This window comes from Methylobacterium nonmethylotrophicum (genome assembly GCF_004745635.1).
Classification (GTDB): domain Bacteria; phylum Pseudomonadota; class Alphaproteobacteria; order Rhizobiales; family Beijerinckiaceae; genus Methylobacterium; species Methylobacterium nonmethylotrophicum.
Genome location: NZ_SRLB01000023.1, coordinates 23,672 through 40,415, shown reverse-complemented (window position 1 = coordinate 40,415; position 16,744 = coordinate 23,672). Strand labels below are relative to the sequence as shown.

Here is a 16,744-nt window from a genome sequence, read left to right as displayed (position 1 = left end):
TCCGGGGGATGCAGCGCGGTGCAGCGTCACGACGCGTTGGTTCGGGCAGCCTTTGCGCTATGTAGGCCGCCACCCGACGCGAATTCAGACGGGCCCGGGCGCGCCATCCTCCGGGCCGACAGGCAAGACCGGACGACCATGAACGAGGTGACCCCGAACGCCGCCCTCGCCCGCGGCGCCACCCCCGTCGGCGAGGCCGGCGCCGCTTCCCTCGGCCAGGCCGGTGCGCTCCCCACCGGCCACCCGGCCGTGCGCTGGGGCCGGGTCGGCGTGCTGCTGATGAATCTCGGCACGCCGGAGGGCACGAGCTACTGGCCGATGCGGCGCTACCTCAAGGAGTTCCTGTCCGACCGGCGGGTGATCGAGGTGCCGCGCGCGATCTGGTGGCCGCTCCTCAACCTGGTGATCCTCACCAAGCGCCCCGGGCCGAAGGGGCGCGACTACGCCTCGGTCTGGAACAACGAGCGGGACGAGGGCCCCCTCAAGACCATCACCCGCGGCCAGGCCGAGAAGCTGCAGGCGGCGATGGGCGACCGCGTCGTGGTCGACTGGGCGATGCGCTACGGCAAGCCGGAGGTCGACCAGCGCATCCAGGCCCTGCTCGACCAGGGCTGCGACCGCATCCTGCTGGTGCCGCTCTATCCGCAATACGCCGCCGCGACCTCGGCCACCGCCTGCGACCAGGCCTTCCGGGCGCTGATGAAGATGCGTTGGCAGCCGACCGTGCGGGTCTCGCCGCCCTATCACGACGACCCGGTCTATATCGAGGCGGTGGCGAGTGCGATCCGCCGCGACCTCGCCGCCCTCGACTTCGAGCCCGAGGTGATCCTGACCTCGTTCCACGGCGTGCCGAAATCCTACCTCATGAAGGGCGATCCCTATCATTGCCAGTGCGTGAAGACCGGCCGCCTGATCCGCGAGGCGCTCGGCTACTCGCCGGAGCGGATGCGGACGACGTTCCAGTCGCGCTTCGGCAACGAGGAGTGGCTGAAGCCCTACACCGACGAGACCGTGAAGGAACTGGCGGCGCAGGGCGTGAAGCGCCTCGCCATCGTGGCGCCGGGCTTCACCGCCGACTGCCTCGAGACCCTCGAAGAGCTCGACGGCGAGAACCGGCACTATTTCGAGGATGGCGGCGGCACGCACTTCGCCTACCTGCCCTGCCTCAACGACGGCCCGGAGGGCATGCGGGTGATCGAGCACGTGGTGGCGCGCGAGCTGAAGGGGTGGATCGACTGAGCGGTGGATGGGGCGGCCTGGACCGTCTCGGCGGCCCCGCGCCTGATGTTACGCTCGCCGGGCCATGCCCGAGCCTGCCGCCTTCCTCCTCGGAACCCTCCCGACGCCGATCGGCACGATGCTGCTGGTCTTCGACGAGGACGCGGCCTTGCGCGCCCTCGACTGGTCGGACCACGAGGCCCGGATGCGGCGCCTGCTGCGGCTGCATTACGGCTCCGCCTTCGCCCTGCACGAGGCTGCACCGCCGCTGGCGATCCGTGATCCGATCGACGCGTATTTCTCCGGCGATCTATGTGCCATCGACGGGCTCGGCGTCCGTCACAACGGCACCCCGTTCCAGCGCGAGGTCTGGGCGGCTTTGCGGGGGATTCCGGCCGGCACCACCCTGAGCTACGGCGCCCTCGCGCAGCGCCTCGGCCGGGACAAGGCGGTGCGGGCGGTCGGCCTCGCCAACGGCGCCAACCCGGTCGGCCTCGTGGTGCCGTGCCACCGGGTGATCGGGGCGAATGCCAGCCTCACCGGCTACGGCGGCGGGCTCCACCGCAAGCAGTGGCTCCTCGCCCACGAGGGTGTGGCGCTCGGGGGGCGGCAGGGGAGGCTGGATCTGGGGTGAGGGTGGTTCGCACGGTCGACGACACTGCGATCTATCGACGGTCACGGACCTCCGACCCTCAAACCTCATCCTGAGGTGCCCGCATAGCGGGCCTCGAAGGAGGGCTCCAGGGATCGCGGAGCGTTCTGGAGGGTCATGTCCCTTGGAGTGGTGTAGCTGAGCGAGAGCGGGAGAGCCCGCCTGCGCGCCCTCAATAGCGCTGTAGCAGGCGGGCTCTCTCGCGGGGGTGGCCATCGGCGGTGACGGGTTAGGATCGGGTTGCTGACACCAACCCCGAACCCGGGAGACCCCCGATGACCGATGCCGTTATGAGCCTGCGGGCGCTGGCTGAGAAGAGCGCCGACGCGGATGTGCTGCGCGAGATGATCGGCTTTGCCGCGCAGCGGCTGATGGAACTGGAGGTGGGCGGCCTGACCGGCGCGGCCCACGGTGAGAAGAACCCGGAGCGGCTGGCCCAGCGCAACGGGTACCGTGACCGGGACTGGCAGACACGGGCCGGCACGGTCGAGCTGCGTATCCCGAAGCTGCGGACGGGGAGCTACTTCCCGAGCTTCCTGGAGCCGCGCCGCATGACCGAGAAGGCGCTCACGGCGGTGATCCAGGAGGCCTACATCCAGGGCATCTCGACCCGCGCAGTCGACGATCTGGTCCAGGCTTTGGGCGGGACAGGCATCTCCAAGAGCCAGGTCAGCCGGCTGTGCCAGGAGATCGATGAACGGGTGAACGCCTTCCTCGACAGGCCGATCGAGGGTGAGTGGCCCTACCTGTGGATCGACGCCACCTACGTGAAAGTGCGCCAGAACCACCGCATCGTCTCGGTCGCCGTCATCGTGGCGGTGGGCGTCAACACGGACGGGCGACGCGAGGTACTGGGCCTCGACATCGGCCCGTCCGAGGCCGAGACCTTCTGGACCGAGTTCCTGCGCAAGCTGGCCCGGCGCGGCCTGCGCGGGGTCAAGCTGGTGATCTCGGACGCGCATGAGGGCATCAAGGCCTCGGTCGCCAAGGTGATGACCGCCTCCTGGCAGCGGTGCCGGGGGCACTTCATGCGCAACGTTCTGGCCCATGCCGGCCGCTCGGGCCGGCGCGTCGTCTCGGCCTTCATCGCCACCGCCTTCGCCCAGGACGACGCCGAGGCGGCCCGCCAGCAGTGGCGGAGGGTGGCCGATCAGCTCCGCCCCAAGGTCCCGAAGCTGGCCGCCCTGATGGACACGGCGGAGACCGACGTTCTGGCCTACATGGGCTTCCCGGCGGCGCACCGGGCCAAGCTGCACTCGACCAACCCGCTCGAACGCCTCAACGGCGAGATCAAGCGCCGCACCGAGGTCGTCGGCATCTTCCCCGACGAGCCCTCGATCCGAAGGCTCGTCGGCGCCATCCTGCTGGAGCAGAACGACGAGTGGGCCGTGCAACGCTGCCGGTACATGACCCTGGAAAGCATCGCCCCAATCAGCGATGATCCTCTCGTCAGCCTGCCAAACCTCACAGTCTGAACAGTCCGGCACTGCCGGTCATCGTGGTGGACCACACCCAGCTACACCAAGCCCTGGGACACGATCTTCTGGAGCCCTCCTTCGAGGCCTGCGCTGCGCTCCGGCGCCTCAGGATGAGGTCGCGGGTAGGAGGGGCTGACACCGCCTCCAAACCCCACTGTCGTCTACCGTGCGTCGGTCGTCCCCAACGAAAAAAGGGGCCGCCTCGCGGCGACCCCCTCCCGTCTCTCAAGGACTGGTGGCTGAGGACTTAGAAGTCCATGCCGCCCATGCCGCCGCCCGGCATCGCCGGAGCGGGGCTGTCCTTCTTCGGCGCGTCGGCGACCATCGCCTCGGTCGTCACCAGCAGGCCGGCCACCGAGGCGGCATCCTGCAGGGCGGTGCGCACGACCTTGGCCGGGTCGACGATGCCGGCCTGGATCATGTCGACGTACTCTTCGGTCTGGGCGTTGAAGCCGTAGGTCTCCGAGTCGCCCTTGTCGGCGATCTTGCCGACCACGATCGAGCCCTCGACGCCGGCATTGCTGGCGATCTGGCGGATCGGGGACTCAAGGGCCTTCAGCACGATCTTGATGCCGGCCTGCACGTCGGCGTTGTCGCTCGAGAGAGCGGCCACGGCCTTCTTGGCACGCAGGAGCGCGGTGCCGCCGCCCGGAACGATGCCTTCCTCGACCGCCGCGCGGGTGGCGTGGAGGGCGTCGTCGACGCGGTCCTTCTTCTCCTTGACCTCGACCTCGGTCGCGCCGCCGACGCGGATCACCGCGACGCCGCCGGCGAGCTTGGCCAGGCGCTCCTGGAGCTTCTCGCGGTCGTAGTCCGAGGTGGTCTCCTCGATCTGCGCCTTGATCTGCTGGACGCGGGCCTCGATGTCGGCCTTCTCGCCGGCGCCGTCGATGATCGTGGTGTTCTCCTTCTCGATCCGGACGCGCTTGGCGCGGCCGAGCATCGGGAGGGTCACGTTCTCGAGCTTGATGCCGAGGTCCTCGGCGATCATCTGACCGGCGGTCAGGATCGCGATGTCCTCGAGCATGGCCTTGCGACGGTCACCGAAGCCCGGCGCCTTCACGGCCGCGACCTTCAGGCCGCCGCGCAGCTTGTTGACCACCAGGGTGGCCAGGGCCTCGCCCTCGATGTCCTCGGCGACGATCAGCAGCGGCTTGCCGGTCTGGACGACGGCCTCGAGCACCGGCAGCATCGCCTGGAGCGACGACAGCTTCTTCTCGTGGATGAGGATGTAGGGGTCCTCGAGCTCGGCGATCATCTTCTCCGCATTCGTGATGAAGTACGGGGAGAGGTAGCCGCGGTCGAACTGCATGCCCTCGACGACGTCGAGCTCGGTCTCGGCGGTCTTCGCCTCCTCGACCGTGATCACGCCCTCGTTGCCGACCTTCTGCATGGCATGGGCGATCATCTCGCCGATGTCCTTGTCGCCGTTGGCCGAGATCGTGCCGACCTGGGCGATCTCCTCCGAGGCCGACACCTTCTTGGCGCGGCTCTGGATGTCCTTCACGGCGGCCTGGGTGGCGAGGTCGATGCCGCGCTTCAGGTCCATCGGGTTCATGCCGGCGGCGACGTACTTGGCGCCCTCGCGGACGATCGCCTGGGCCAGCACGGTCGCGGTGGTGGTGCCGTCACCCGCGATGTCGTTGGTCTTCGAGGCCACTTCGCGCACCATCTGGGCGCCCATGTTCTCGAACTTGTCGGCGAGCTCGATCTCCTTGGCGACGGTCACGCCGTCCTTGGTGATCCGCGGCGCACCGAAGCTCTTCTCGATCACGACGTTGCGGCCCTTCGGGCCGAGCGTGACCTTGACGGCGTCGGCCAGGATGTCCACGCCGCGCAGCATCTTCTCGCGGGCGTCGGAGGCGAAACGGACGTCTTTCGCTGCCATGGTGAATCCTCTCGTGATGATTCAGACGTTGCGGGGGAGAACCCTCGGGCGTCAGCTCCCGGACGGGGCGCCGCCTTCGGGCCTTTCAGGGGTCGCAGGGCGTGGCGGTTTAGGCCAGCACGCCCATGATGTCGGACTCCTTCATGATGAGGAGGTCCTGGCCGTCGATCTTGACCTCGGTGCCGGACCACTTGCCGAACAGCACCCGGTCGCCGGCCTTGACGTCGAGCGGGTTCAGCTTGCCGGCCTCGTCCCGGGCGCCGGGGCCGACGGCGACGATCTCGCCCTCTTGCGGCTTCTCCTTGGCGGTGTCCGGGATGATGATGCCGCCCTTGGTCTTCTCCTCGCTCTCGATGCGACGGACGACGACACGGTCGTGCAGCGGACGGAATTGCATGAGCTGCCCTCTTGCTTCGTAGAACGCATTGCGGTTGGTGCTGGCGCCGAAGCCGCCGCCCAACCCGGGCGTTAGCACTCTCGTGAGGTGAGTGCTAAGGCTGGCGACGAGATAGGCGGGGCGCGCGGACGAGTCAAGGCGCGCGTGCATGGCTCGCCGGGAACATTTTTCGAGCAGGAGCCCGCCCGGTCATGATCACGCTGCACGGCCCTGAGGGGGTCGTCGCCGAGGGGCAGGCCTGCGCGGCGCATCCCCTGCCGGCCCACGGCACCTGGCTCGACCTCGACGACCCGAGCGAGGCCGAGACGGCGCTCGCCGAGGCCGTCACCGGGCTCTCGGTCCCGTCCCGGGCGGCGCTGAGCGAGGTGCAGAATTCCCGCCGGCTCAACCGGCGCAAGGACGCCTTCTATCTCAGCACGCCGATGGTCTCGTTCCGGGACGACGACCTCACCCTGCGCCCGGTCGGCTTCGTGCTGACGCCGCAGCGGCTCCTCACCATCCGATTCCAGCCGCTCGCCGCCTTCGACACCGTCAAGGCGCGACAGGCCGAGCGCGACGGGCCGGCCTCCAGCGTCGAGACCTTCCTCGCCCTGATCGAGGAGCTCATCGACCGCATGGCCGACACCCTCGAGACGCTGAGCGACGAGCTCGACTCGCTCTCGACCCGGGTCTTCACCTTCGACGTCAGCGCCAACGGCAATGCCCGGCAGGAGACCTCGGCGCCCAAGCGCCGCGACCTCGCCCTGCGCCGGCTGCTGCGCGCCATCGGCCGGCGCGGCAAGGCGCTGGCGAAGCTGCGCGCGGCGCTGCTGGGCCTCGGCCGCATCCTGCCCTACGTCGCCGGCGAGGCCGAGACCTGGCTGAAGCCCGAGGAGAAGGCCCGCTTCGAGAGCCTGCGCCTCGACGTCGCCTCCCTGGACGAGTTCGAGACGCGCCTGTCCGAGACGGTGCAGTTCCTGCTCGACGCCACCCTCGGCCTCATCAACATGGAGCAGAACAACACCTTCCGGGTGCTCACCGTCGTGTCGGTGATCGGCATCCCGCCGACCCTGATGGCGTCGATCTACGGCATGAACTTCAAGCACATGCCGGAGCTGGACTGGGCGCTGGGCTATCCATTCGGGCTCGCGGTGATCGCCGTGAGCGCGCTGGCGCCGGCGGTCTACTTCAAGCTGAAGGGGTGGTTCTGAGCCTGGCTCACCGCCGCGCCGCCAGGGCCGAGCCCGCGAGGATCAGCCCGGCGCCCGCCAGCGTCGCCAGCCCCGGCACCTCCCCGAAGGCGAGGTAGCCGAGGCCGATCGCCCACAGGAGCGCGGTGTACTCCATCGCGGCGAGCCGCGCCGCCTCCGCCCTGGCATAGGCGCGGCTGAGCACCAGGTGACCGGCGACGCCGAGCACGCCGACGAGGACGAGGAGGGCCCAGTCCGGGCCAGCGACCGGTGTCCAGGTCCAGGCGGCGGGGGCGGCCAGCATCGCGGCCGGACCCGCGTTCTGGATCGCCACGATGGTGATCACCGGATCGTGCCGGGCGCGGGCGCGCAGCAGCACCATCGAGAGGGCGTAGGTGAGGGCCGAGGCGAGGATCGCGGCGATGCCCCAGGCGGAGCCGGTCCGCGGCCCCTCCGCCCCGACCTGGCCGGCGACCACGATCCCGACCCCGAGGAAGCCGACGACCAGCCCGGCCCAGACCGGCGGGCGCACCCGCTCGCGCAGGAAGAGCGCCGCGAACAGCGCGATGAAGATCGGGCTCAGGAAGGAGAGGGCCAGCGCCTCGGCGAGCGGCAGCACCGACAGGCCGTGGAAGAACGAGAGCGCGGTCGCCACCACCAGCACGGCCCGCAGGCCGTTGCTGCGCCAGGTCGCGGCCGAGGGCCAGCCGGGGCGCAGGACGCCGAGCACGCCCGCCATCACCAGGGTGCCGACGACGTAGCGCGCGAAGGCGATCTCGGTGACGCCGTAGCGCTCGGACAGGCCCTTGATGGTGGCGTCCATCAGCGACAGGAGCCCGATGCCGAGGGCGGCGAGCAGGACCGCCGAGGCGGGGGAGGGGGAGATGGTACGGGGGAGCATGGTCCCCGAGCCGATGGCCCGGGCGCGGGCCCGGCGCAAGGCCCGGATGCGCCTGTCCGCTTAGGCGTTTCCTAAGGGGTCGGACCCATTCTCGCGGCCAACCGCCTGCCCGAAGGGACCTTGAGCGATGCCGCACGATCCCGGTCCGCCCTGCCGCGCGCGGCGGCCATGGAGGCGACCATGAAGGTCATCCTCGTCGCCGACCACGCCTACATCAACGGCGGCCAGGCCAAGGTCTCCCTCGAGAGCGCGATCGGGCTCGCCGGCCGCGGCCACGAGGTGGTGCTGTTCGCCGCCGTCGGCCCGGCCGACCCGCGCCTCGCCGAGGCCGGGGTGCGCACGGTGCTGCTCGGCCAGAGCGACGTGACGACGGCGGGTTCGCTCGCCGCCTTCGGCGTGCAATGGCTGTGGAACGCGCCGGCCGCCGCCGCCTTGCGGGCCCTCATCGCCGAATCCGATCCGCGCGACACGGTGGTGCACGTCCATGCCTGGGCGAAGGCCTTGTCGCCCTCGATCGGGCCGGTGCTGCAGGGCAGCGCCGCGCCGGTGGTCTACACCGCGCACGAATACTACCTCGCCTGCCCGAATGGCGGCTTCTACGACTACCCCGTCGCGGCGACCTGCCACCGGGTCCCCAACGGGGCGGCCTGCCTCGCCCATAACTGCGATTCCCGCACCTACCCGCGCAAGCTGATGCGGGTCGGCCGCCATGCCCTGATGCGCCGCACCGGCCTCGTCGAGGGCATCGACGCGATGATCACCATCAGCCGGCTGCAGCGGGAGGTGCTGGCGCCCTACCTGCCGGCGTCGATGCGGTGGTACGACGTGCCGAACCCCGTCGACGCCGAGCCCCTCGGCCACCGGGCCGGCCCGCCGGGCGACTTCGTGTTCGTCGGGCGCCTCTCGGCCGAGAAGGGGCCGGAGGTCTTCGCCGAAGCCGCGCGCCTCGCCGGGGCGCGGGCGGTCTTCGCCGGCGACGGGCCGGCGCGGGTGGGACTGGAGGCCCGCTACCCGGAGGCGCGCTTCCTCGGCTGGCAGAGCCCGGACCAGGTGAAGGCGGTGCTGCGCGGCGCCCGCGCCCTGGTCTTCCCGTCGGTCTGGTACGAGGGCCAGCCCCTCACCGTGCTCGAATCCCTTGCGCTCGGCACGCCCGTCCTCGTCAGCGACGTCTGCGCCGGGCGGGAGGCGGTGCGCCACGGCGAGAGCGGGCTGTGGTTCCGCTCGAACGACCCGCGCTCGCTCGCCGACGCCATGGCGCACCTCGCCAACGACGCGACCGCGCTGCGGATGGGCCGGACGGCCTACGACCTGTTCTGGGCCGATCCCCTGACCCTCGACCGGCATCTCGACGGGCTGGAGCGGGTGTATCGGGACGTGGCCGGGCAGGAGGGGCAGGCGCCGCGGCTGGCGCGGGCTGGGTGATAGGATCCTGAGCTCGGCTCCACATCCAGGCCGTTTTTCAGCGAAATCAGCGGAAGCACGCCGCACCCTCGGCCCCTCGAGCGAGCACCCACCCAATGGCGGTCATCGCGGCCTTCGTGGTCAATGCGGTCCTGAACCTGGCCCTCGGCCTGCTCATCGCGCAGATCCTGGGGCCGGCGGATTTCGGCCGCTTCGCCCTCGGCACCGCCGGGGCGGTGGCGCTCAACACGCTGCTGTTCGAGTGGCTGCGCCTCTCGGCGACCCGGTTCTACTCCGCGCGGGTGCGGGAGGCGGAGCCCTGGATCCGCGCCATGCTCGACCGCGCCTACGCGGTGACGGCCCTCGGGCTCGCCGGCGCGGCGCTGCTCGCCTTCGCGGGGAGGCCCCTCGCCGGGGAGCCGGCCTTGCTCGCGGCCGCGGCCGCGGCGGCGGCGATCGGTCTCGGCCTGTTCGATTACGGCGCCGCGCTCGCCCGGGCCCGCTTCGTCGGTGGGCTGTATCTCCGCCTCGTCCTCATCAAGAACGCCCTCTCGCTCGTCCTGATGGTCGGCACCGCATGGGTGACCGCGGATGCCGCCGCCGTGATGCTCGCTGGGGGTTTGAGCCAGTTCCTCGCCGCCCTCCTCGTCCGGCGCGCCTTCGCGGATCCGCCCGTCGCGCATGAAGCGGCACGCCGCCGCGAGGCCTTGCGCCTGTTCATGGGCTACGGCCTGCCGATCGTCGCCGCCAACGTCGTCTACCAGCTGATGCCCTTCGCCAACCGCTCGGCGGTCGCAGCTGCGGCGGGCTTCGCCGAGGCGGGCTACTTCTCGCTCGCGGCCGATATCGGCGGGCGGATCTTCAGCACGCTCGGCGCCGCCCTCGACCTGCTGCTGTTCCAGATCGCGGTGCTGGCGGCGGAGACCCACGGCCACGAGGCCGGCGAGGCGCAGGTCGCCCGCAACGGCGCGGTGGTGCTGGCGCTGATCCTGCCGAGCGCCGCCGGCTTCTGGGCGGTGGCGCCGGCGCTCGAGGCGATCGCGGTGCCGGAGGCCTATCGCGGCCACTTCGTGCACTACACGCTCCTGCTGCTCCCGGGCCTCGTCGCCCTGGCGCTGATGAACTTCGCCCTCAATCCGGTCTTCCAGATCCGCCGCCGCACCCTGCCGCTCGTCGCGGCCGGCGGCGTCGGCGCCCTCGTCAACCTCGTGGGCGCGCTGGCCCTGTCCGGCCCGTTCGGCCCCTCCGGCATCGCCGCGGCGCAATCCCTCGGCTTCCTCGCCGCGATGCTGTTCCTCGCGTTCCGTGCCCTGACCGGGCCGGACCGCCTGGCGCTGCCCTGGCGCGATCTCGCCGCCGTGGTGCTCGCCACATCGGCGATGACCGCCGCGCTCCTGCCCGTGCGCGGGCTCACTCCCTGGCTCGCCCTGCCGGCCTGCGTCGCGCTTGGCGGCCTCGTCTACGCGGCCCTCGTCTGGCGCTTCGACATCGCGGGCCTGCGGGCGGCCGTCACGGCGCGCCTCGGCCGGGCGGTGCCGGCGGAGTAGGATCGGGTGCGGCGCGGAGCGCACGTTCCCCGGAGGCAAAGGACGCCCGCTTGCCACCGGCCCCGGTTGCCCGCAAAGATCCGCGCCCGGCCCGCCACCCGGCGTGGTCCTTAGCCGATCGAGCGAACCCACGATGAGCATCTACCAGCCCCGGACCGAGGCGGAGGCCGCGACCCTGATCGGGGAGGCGGCGGCCCGGGGCGAGCGGCTGCGGCTCGTCGGCGGCGGCACCCGGGCGGGGATCGGCCGGCCCGCGCAGGACGAGGCGACCCTGTCGGCGGCCGCGCTCACCGGCATCACCCTCCACGAGCCGGCCGAGCTCGTCATCGCGGCCCGGGCCGGCACGCCGCTCGCCGAGGTCGAGGCGCGCCTCGCCGAGGGCGGGCAGATGCTGCCCTTCGAGCCGATGGACCACCGCGCGCTGCTCGGCACCGCCGGCGCGCCGACGATCGGGGCGGTGGCGGCCGGCAACATCTCGGGCCCGCGGCGGATCGCCGGCGGGGCCGCCCGCGACAGCCTGATCGGCGTGCGCTTCGTCAACGGGCGCGGCGAGGCGGTGAAGTCCGGCGGCCGGGTGATGAAGAACGTCACCGGGCTCGACCTCGTCAAGCTGATGGCCGGCTCCTGGGGCACCCTCGGCTTCCTCACCGAGGTCACCTTCAAGGTGCTCCCCGTGCCCGAGCGCACCGCGACCCTGGTGCTGGCGGGCCTCGACGATGCCCGCGCGGTCGAGGCGATGAGCTTATGCCTCGGCTCGCCGTTCGAGATCACCGGCGCGGCCCACCTGCCCGAGGGACTCGACGGCGCCGGCCGCACCGCCTTGCGCATCGAGGGTTTTTCCGCCTCGATCGATTACCGCCTCGGCGAGCTCACCCGCCTGCTGCGCCGCTTCGGCCGGCCGGAGACCGTCGAGGGCGAGCCGGCTTCCGCGCTCTGGCGCTCCGTGCGCGACGTCCTGCCCTTCGCCGGCGGCACCGATGCGGTGTGGCGGCTCTCGACCGCGCCGAGCCGCGGCCCCGCCGTGACCGCCGCCATCGCGGCCGCCCGGCCGGCGCGCTGGTTCTACGACTGGGGCGGCGGCCTCGTCTGGCTCGCGACGCCCGCGACGGGCGATGCCGGCGCGGCGGATGTGCGCGCGGCTCTGGGCTCCGGCGGCCACGCGACGCTGGTGCGGGCGCCGGATCCGGTGCGGGCAATGGTGCCGGTCTTCGAGCCCCTGTCCGAGCCGCTGATGCGGATCACCGCCGGCCTCAAGGCCGCCCACGACCCCGCCGGCCTGTTCAACCCAGGGCGGATGTACGCCGGGATCTGAGTCTCCGAATTCCTCCGGAGCGGGAGCGGCCCGACGGTCATGAGCGTCATCTCCCATATCTGCCTCGGCACGGCCGACCTCGCCCGGGCCGTCGCCTTCTACGCCCCGCTCCTCGAGGAGCTCGACCTGACGCTCCGCTTCCACGAGCCCGAGAACGGCTGGGCCGGGTGGATGCCGCGGGACGCCGACCGTCCCCTGCTGATCGTCGGCCGGCCATGGAACGGGCAGGCGCCCGATCCGGGCAACGGTCACATGATCGCGCTGACGGCCCGCTCGCGCGCGGGCGTCGATCGCTGCTATGCCCTGGCTCTGGCGGCAGGCGGCACCTGCGAGGGCCCTCCCGGGCTGCGGCCGCACTATCATCCCGCCTATTACGGCGCCTATGTCCGTGATCTCGACGGCAACAAGCTCTGCGTGGTGTGTCATGAGGCCGAAGGTGATGCGTGAGACAGGATCCGGACCCCGGTCGGGGCGGATGACGCGGCCGGCGTGACGCCCTCCGACGGCCGATCGCACGCGATGTTCCGCCTCGCCCACCTCACCGACCCCCATGTCGGGCCGCTGCCGCGCCCGCGCCTGCGCCAGCTGATGAGCAAGCGCGCCACCGGCTGGGTCAACTGGCGCCGCGGCCGGCGGCTCACCCACGACATGGAGATCCTGGCCGCCCTGGTCGACGATCTCCGGGCCGCCGCGCCGGACCACGTCGCCTGCACCGGCGACCTCTGCAACATCGGCCTGCCGAGCGAGTGGGAGACCGCGCGGGTCTTCATGGAGGGCCTCGGCGGGCCCGACTTCGTCAGCTTCGTGCCCGGCAACCACGACGCCTACGTGCGCGGCTCGCTCAAGGGGCTCCTCGACGCGGTCGGGCCCTGGACCCGGGACGATGCCGGGCGCGACAAACGCTTCCCCTACCTGCGCCGGCGCGGGCCGCTCGCCCTGATCGGGCTCTCCTCCGCCATCCCGACCGCGCCCTTCGTGGCGAGCGGGCGCCTGGGCTCCGACCAGATCCGGGCCGCCGAGACGATGCTCCAGGACCTCGCCGCCGAGCCCGAGCGGCCGTGCCGGGTGGTGATGATCCACCACCCGCCGCATGTCGGCGGCGCCAAGGCCGGGCGCAACCTCACCGACGCCCACGCCTTCGAGGCGATGATCGGCCGCGTCGGCGCCGACCTCGTGCTGCACGGCCACAACCATGTCGGCTCGGTCGCCTTCGTGATGGCCCCGGGCGGCCGGCGCGTGCCGGTGATCGGCGCCCCCTCGGCCTCCGCCCGCGGCGGCGCGCTCAAGCACTGCGCCGGCTACCACCTCTACGAGATCGCCCGCACCGCCACCGGGTTCACCCTCACCGCCACCCTGCGCGGCCTCCTGCCGGAGGGGGGTCTGGGCGACCTCGGCACCCTGACCCTCAAGGCCTAACTCGCGCCGCAACATTTCGAGCGAGAGGGCGTTCTCCCGCCGACGCGCGACCCCGTCGGGGCCGCGCCGGTGTTGCGTCCGGGCCGGGCGGCGCCCGCTCGCGGGTGGGGCCGCCCGGCCCCGAGGAGCGAGGTCACGCGGATGGCGGACGAAGCAGGCGGCGTGAGGGCGCAGGTCGCGAACGCGCGCGCGGAGGATGTGGGCCGGGGCGTCGCGCGGGTCAGCGCGGCGGTCCTCCAGAATCTCGGCCTGCAGGAGGGCCAGCCGATCGAGATCATCGGCAAGCGCCACACCACGGCGCTCGCCATCGCGCTCGGCCAGGAGGACGAAGGCCTGAGCATCATCCGCCTCGACGGCCTCCAGCGCGTCAATGCCGGCGTCGGCTCGGGCGACCACGTCGAGATCCGCAGGGCCGAGGTGCGCCCCGCGACCCGCGTGGTGCTGGCCCCGGCCCAGAAGAACCTGCGCCTGCAGGGCTCCGGCGAGGCCCTGCGCCGCACCTTCTACCGCCGGCCGCTCGTCGCCGGCGACGTGATCGCGACCTCGGTGCCCTCGCGCTTCGCCCGCGACCAGGTGCCGGAGGAACTGCGGCAGATGTTCAGCATGCCGGCCTACGGCCTGCAGGAGATCCGCCTCGTCGTGGTCTCGACCCAGCCGGCCCGCGGCATCGTGCAGGTGACGGGCGAGACCGAGGTCGAGCTGCGCCCGCTCTACGAGGAGCCGAAGGAGGTCCGCCGGGCCGACGTCACCTACGACGATATCGGGGGCTTAGGGAACACCGTCGACCAGGTCCGGGAGATGGTCGAGCTGCCCTTGCGCCATCCCGAGCTCTTCCAGCGCCTCGGCATCGACCCGCCGAAGGGCGTGCTGCTCTACGGGCCTCCCGGCACCGGCAAGACGCTGCTGGCGCGGGCCGTGGCGAACGAGACCGAGGCGCAGTTCTTCCACATCGCCGGCCCGGAGATCATGGGCAGCCAGTACGGCGAATCCGAGCAGCGCCTGCGCCAGATCTTCTCCGAGGCGCAGCGCAACGCGCCCGCCATCATCTTCATCGACGAGATCGACTCGATCGCCCCGAAGCGCGAGGAGGTCCGCGGCGAGGTCGAGCGGCGCATCGTCGCCCAGCTCCTCACCCTGATGGACGGCCTCGAGCCGCGCCAGAACATCGTGGTGATCGGCGCCACCAACCGGCGCGACGCCATCGACGAGGCCCTGCGCCGGCCCGGCCGCTTCGACCGCGAGATCATCATCGGGGTGCCGGACGAGCCCGGGCGGCGCGAGGTCCTGACCATCCACACCCGCGGCATGCCGCTCGGCGACAACGTCGACCTCGACGAGATCGCCCGCACCACCTACGGCTTCGTCGGCGCCGACCTCTCGGCGCTCGCCCGCGAGGCGGCGATGGACGCGCTGCGCCGCGTGTTGCCGCAGATCAACCTCAAGGAGGGGATCCCGCCGGAGATCCTGGAGACGCTCCAGGTCTGCCGCGAGGATTTCCTGAATGCGCTGAAGCGTGTGCAGCCCTCGGCCCTGCGCGAGATCATGATCCAGGTCCCGAACGTCACCTGGGACGATGTCGGGGGCCTCGGCGAGGTGCAGACGAAGCTGCGCGAGGGCGTCGAGCTGCCCTTGCGCAACCCGGAGGCCTTCCGCCGCATCGGCATCCGCCCGGCCAAGGGCTTCTTGCTGTTCGGGCCTCCCGGCACCGGCAAGACCCTGCTCGCCAAGGCGGTGGCGCGCGAGGCGCAGGCGAACTTCGTCGCCACCAAGTCCTCCGACCTGCTCTCGAAATGGTACGGCGAATCCGAGCAGCAGGTCTCGCGCCTGTTCGCCCGCGCCCGCCAGGTCGCCCCGACGGTGATCTTCATCGACGAGATCGATTCCCTCGCCCCCGTGCGCGGCGGCGGCCTCGGCGAGCCCGCCGTGACCGAGCGGGTGGTCAACACCATCCTGGCCGAGATGGACGGGCTGGAGGACTTGCAGGGCGTGGTGGTGATGGCCGCCACCAACCGGCCGAACCTCGTCGACCCGGCGCTGCTGCGCCCCGGCCGCTTCGACGAGCTCGTCTACGTGCCGGTGCCGACCATTGCCGGGCGCCGCCACATCCTCGGCATCCACACCCGCACCATGCCGCTCGCCGACGACGTCGATCTCGACGCGCTCGCCGAGCGCACCACCCGCTTCACCGGCGCCGACCTCGAGGATCTCACCCGCCGGGCCGGCCTGATGTCGCTTCGCGAGAACATCGCGAGCGATCGGGTGACGCAAGCCCATTTCGACGCGGCTTTCCAGGAGACCCGCGCCTCGGTGACGCCCGAGATGGAGCAGGATTACGAGACGATGCTGCGCACCCTCAAGCAGGAGGGCCCGCAGCGCCAGCCGATCGGCTTCGTGCCGCTGAGGCAGGCGGCGGAGTAGCCCGACCTCCCGCGCGATCGGGCGCGGGGCACGACGGGAGGACGGCCTGTGGCGCATCTGCACCACGGGCCGTCCGGCCTTTGTTTCCGCCATGTTGTGGCCACAGCCCGGCGGCCAACCCGTTCGACGATCATTCGAACGGGAGGGGACATGACCCGTCTGACCGCGCCGCGGCGCACCCTGAGGCCGCTTCTGGCCGCCGCCGCCCTGATGGCCCTGGCGGCACCAGCCCACGCCGTGAGCCTGCTCGACCGCGGGCCGATCGCCGACTTCCTGACGGTCTTCCGCCAGCAGGGCGTGCCGCGCCAGACCATCGGCTGGAACAGCCCCTACAAGCCCGGCACAGTGGTGATCGCGACCAGCCAGCGCCGGCTCTACTACATCCTGCCGAATCAGGAGGCGGTGCAGTACGGCGTCGGCGTCGGCCGCGAGGGGTTTTCCTGGTCCGGCACCAAGACCGTGACGATGAAGAAGGAGTGGCCGTCCTGGCGCCCGCCGGAGCAGATGCTCAAGCGCCGCCCGGACCTGCCGCGCTACATGGCCGGCGGCAACGACAACCCGCTGGGGGCCCGCGCGCTCTATCTCGGCTCCTCGCTCTACCGCATCCACGGCTCGAACGAGCCGGAGACGATCGGCGCGGCGGTCTCGTCGGGCTGCATCCGCATGACCAACCGGGACGTGATCGACCTGTACGACCGCGTGAAGGTCGGGACGAAGGTGGTGGTGCTGCCGTAGGGCCTTCCGTCGCGGGAGAGTGTCCCGCGGCTTGCGATCGACGAGCGTGTCTCAGGTGCCGGCTTGGCGGTTGTCCGGCAGCCGGCGGAAGCGTGTGCGCGATCGGATGATGCCGGGTTGACTGCTCGAGGTCGCGCGGCGCTGCCCGACGAGGCGCTCAGGCTCGCCTGGTCGGCGACGGGCCGCCTCGATCCCCGGCTCATCCGCTGGCG

Annotated in this window: 14 protein-coding genes; 11 read left to right on the top strand and 3 right to left on the bottom strand. The window is 71.7% G+C overall.

Annotation, left to right across the window (positions count from 1 at the left end; all coding sequences use genetic code 11):
* The first annotated feature begins 138 nt into the window (after positions 1-138).
* The 3 genes from hemH to EU555_RS25585 all read left to right on the top strand — a co-directional run bounded on the left by hemH (position 139) and on the right by EU555_RS25585 (position 3,345).
* Positions 139-1,239 carry a ferrochelatase gene (gene hemH, locus EU555_RS25595; protein WP_135418124.1) on the top strand — a complete coding sequence of 367 codons (1,101 nt, stop codon included), beginning with the start codon at positions 139-141 and terminating at the stop codon, positions 1,237-1,239.
* Between the two features lie 64 nt (positions 1,240-1,303).
* Entirely contained in the window at positions 1,304-1,852 is a 549-nt protein-coding gene (locus EU555_RS25590; RefSeq protein ID WP_135418122.1) for a methylated-DNA--[protein]-cysteine S-methyltransferase, read from the top strand.
* A 293-nt stretch (positions 1,853-2,145) separates the two neighbouring features.
* Positions 2,146-3,345, top strand: a complete 1,200-nt coding sequence (locus EU555_RS25585) for an IS256 family transposase (protein WP_135418120.1) — start codon at positions 2,146-2,148, stop codon at positions 3,343-3,345.
* Between the two features lie 250 nt (positions 3,346-3,595).
* Here EU555_RS25585 and groL read toward each other — a convergent pair whose 3' ends face one another.
* Together groL and groES are read right to left on the bottom strand one after the other, a co-directional pair.
* Entirely contained in the window at positions 3,596-5,236 is a 1,641-nt protein-coding gene (gene groL / locus EU555_RS25580; protein WP_135418118.1) for a chaperonin GroEL, read from the bottom strand.
* Positions 5,237-5,345: 109 nt separating this feature from the next.
* Positions 5,346-5,633, bottom strand: a complete 288-nt coding sequence (gene groES / locus EU555_RS25575; protein WP_135418116.1) for a co-chaperone GroES — start codon at positions 5,631-5,633, stop codon at positions 5,346-5,348.
* A 191-nt stretch (positions 5,634-5,824) separates the two neighbouring features.
* Between groES and EU555_RS25570 the strand changes: the two genes are divergently transcribed.
* Entirely contained in the window at positions 5,825-6,823 is a 999-nt protein-coding gene (locus tag EU555_RS25570; protein WP_135418114.1) for a magnesium transporter CorA family protein, read from the top strand.
* Between the two features lie 7 nt (positions 6,824-6,830).
* On the opposite strand, the gene EU555_RS25565 is transcribed toward EU555_RS25570, so the two are convergent.
* On the bottom strand, positions 6,831-7,703 hold the full coding sequence (locus EU555_RS25565; protein WP_135418113.1) for a DMT family transporter: 873 nt from the start codon (positions 7,701-7,703) through the stop codon (positions 6,831-6,833).
* Between the two features lie 180 nt (positions 7,704-7,883).
* Here EU555_RS25565 and EU555_RS25560 point away from each other — a divergent pair, with 180 nt between their 5' ends.
* From EU555_RS25560 to EU555_RS25530, 7 genes are all read left to right on the top strand, one after another.
* Positions 7,884-9,125: a glycosyltransferase family 4 protein gene (locus EU555_RS25560; protein ID WP_135418111.1), complete on the top strand. Its 1,242-nt coding sequence runs from the start codon at positions 7,884-7,886 to the stop codon at positions 9,123-9,125.
* A 95-nt stretch (positions 9,126-9,220) separates the two neighbouring features.
* Complete coding sequence (locus EU555_RS25555; protein ID WP_135418109.1) at positions 9,221-10,651, top strand: polysaccharide biosynthesis C-terminal domain-containing protein; 1,431 nt, start codon at positions 9,221-9,223, stop codon at positions 10,649-10,651.
* 133 nt (positions 10,652-10,784) lie between these two features.
* On the top strand, positions 10,785-11,963 hold the full coding sequence (locus EU555_RS25550) for an FAD-binding protein (RefSeq protein WP_135418107.1): 1,179 nt from the start codon (positions 10,785-10,787) through the stop codon (positions 11,961-11,963).
* Positions 11,964-12,002: 39 nt separating this feature from the next.
* A complete protein-coding gene (locus EU555_RS25545) occupies positions 12,003-12,410 on the top strand; it encodes a VOC family protein (RefSeq protein ID WP_135418105.1) in 408 nt (135 codons plus the stop codon).
* Between the two features lie 72 nt (positions 12,411-12,482).
* Positions 12,483-13,379, top strand: coding sequence for a metallophosphoesterase family protein (locus tag EU555_RS25540; RefSeq protein ID WP_135418103.1), 897 nt, complete (start codon positions 12,483-12,485; stop codon positions 13,377-13,379).
* A 141-nt stretch (positions 13,380-13,520) separates the two neighbouring features.
* Positions 13,521-15,797, top strand: a complete 2,277-nt coding sequence (locus EU555_RS25535) for a CDC48 family AAA ATPase (protein WP_135418101.1) — start codon at positions 13,521-13,523, stop codon at positions 15,795-15,797.
* Positions 15,798-15,947: 150 nt separating this feature from the next.
* Positions 15,948-16,532, top strand: a complete 585-nt coding sequence (locus EU555_RS25530; protein ID WP_135418100.1) for a L,D-transpeptidase — start codon at positions 15,948-15,950, stop codon at positions 16,530-16,532.
* The last annotated feature ends 212 nt before the right edge of the window (positions 16,533-16,744 follow it).

What these genes read in the sequence shown, in the direction of transcription:
- hemH (WP_135418124.1), top strand. Translation starts at nt 139, where the DNA reads ATGAACGAGGTGACCCCGAACGCCGCCCTCGCCCGCGGCGCCACCCCC.
- EU555_RS25590 (WP_135418122.1), top strand. Translation starts at nt 1,304, where the DNA reads ATGCCCGAGCCTGCCGCCTTCCTCCTCGGAACCCTCCCGACGCCGATC.
- EU555_RS25585 (WP_135418120.1), top strand. Translation starts at nt 2,146, where the DNA reads ATGACCGATGCCGTTATGAGCCTGCGGGCGCTGGCTGAGAAGAGCGCC.
- groL (WP_135418118.1), bottom strand. Translation starts at nt 5,236, where the DNA reads ATGGCAGCGAAAGACGTCCGTTTCGCCTCCGACGCCCGCGAGAAGATG.
- groES (WP_135418116.1), bottom strand. Translation starts at nt 5,633, where the DNA reads ATGCAATTCCGTCCGCTGCACGACCGTGTCGTCGTCCGTCGCATCGAG.
- EU555_RS25570 (WP_135418114.1), top strand. Translation starts at nt 5,825, where the DNA reads ATGATCACGCTGCACGGCCCTGAGGGGGTCGTCGCCGAGGGGCAGGCC.
- EU555_RS25565 (WP_135418113.1), bottom strand. Translation starts at nt 7,703, where the DNA reads ATGCTCCCCCGTACCATCTCCCCCTCCCCCGCCTCGGCGGTCCTGCTC.
- EU555_RS25560 (WP_135418111.1), top strand. Translation starts at nt 7,884, where the DNA reads ATGAAGGTCATCCTCGTCGCCGACCACGCCTACATCAACGGCGGCCAG.
- EU555_RS25555 (WP_135418109.1), top strand. Translation starts at nt 9,221, where the DNA reads ATGGCGGTCATCGCGGCCTTCGTGGTCAATGCGGTCCTGAACCTGGCC.
- EU555_RS25550 (WP_135418107.1), top strand. Translation starts at nt 10,785, where the DNA reads ATGAGCATCTACCAGCCCCGGACCGAGGCGGAGGCCGCGACCCTGATC.
- EU555_RS25545 (WP_135418105.1), top strand. Translation starts at nt 12,003, where the DNA reads ATGAGCGTCATCTCCCATATCTGCCTCGGCACGGCCGACCTCGCCCGG.
- EU555_RS25540 (WP_135418103.1), top strand. Translation starts at nt 12,483, where the DNA reads ATGTTCCGCCTCGCCCACCTCACCGACCCCCATGTCGGGCCGCTGCCG.
- EU555_RS25535 (WP_135418101.1), top strand. Translation starts at nt 13,521, where the DNA reads ATGGCGGACGAAGCAGGCGGCGTGAGGGCGCAGGTCGCGAACGCGCGC.
- EU555_RS25530 (WP_135418100.1), top strand. Translation starts at nt 15,948, where the DNA reads ATGACCCGTCTGACCGCGCCGCGGCGCACCCTGAGGCCGCTTCTGGCC.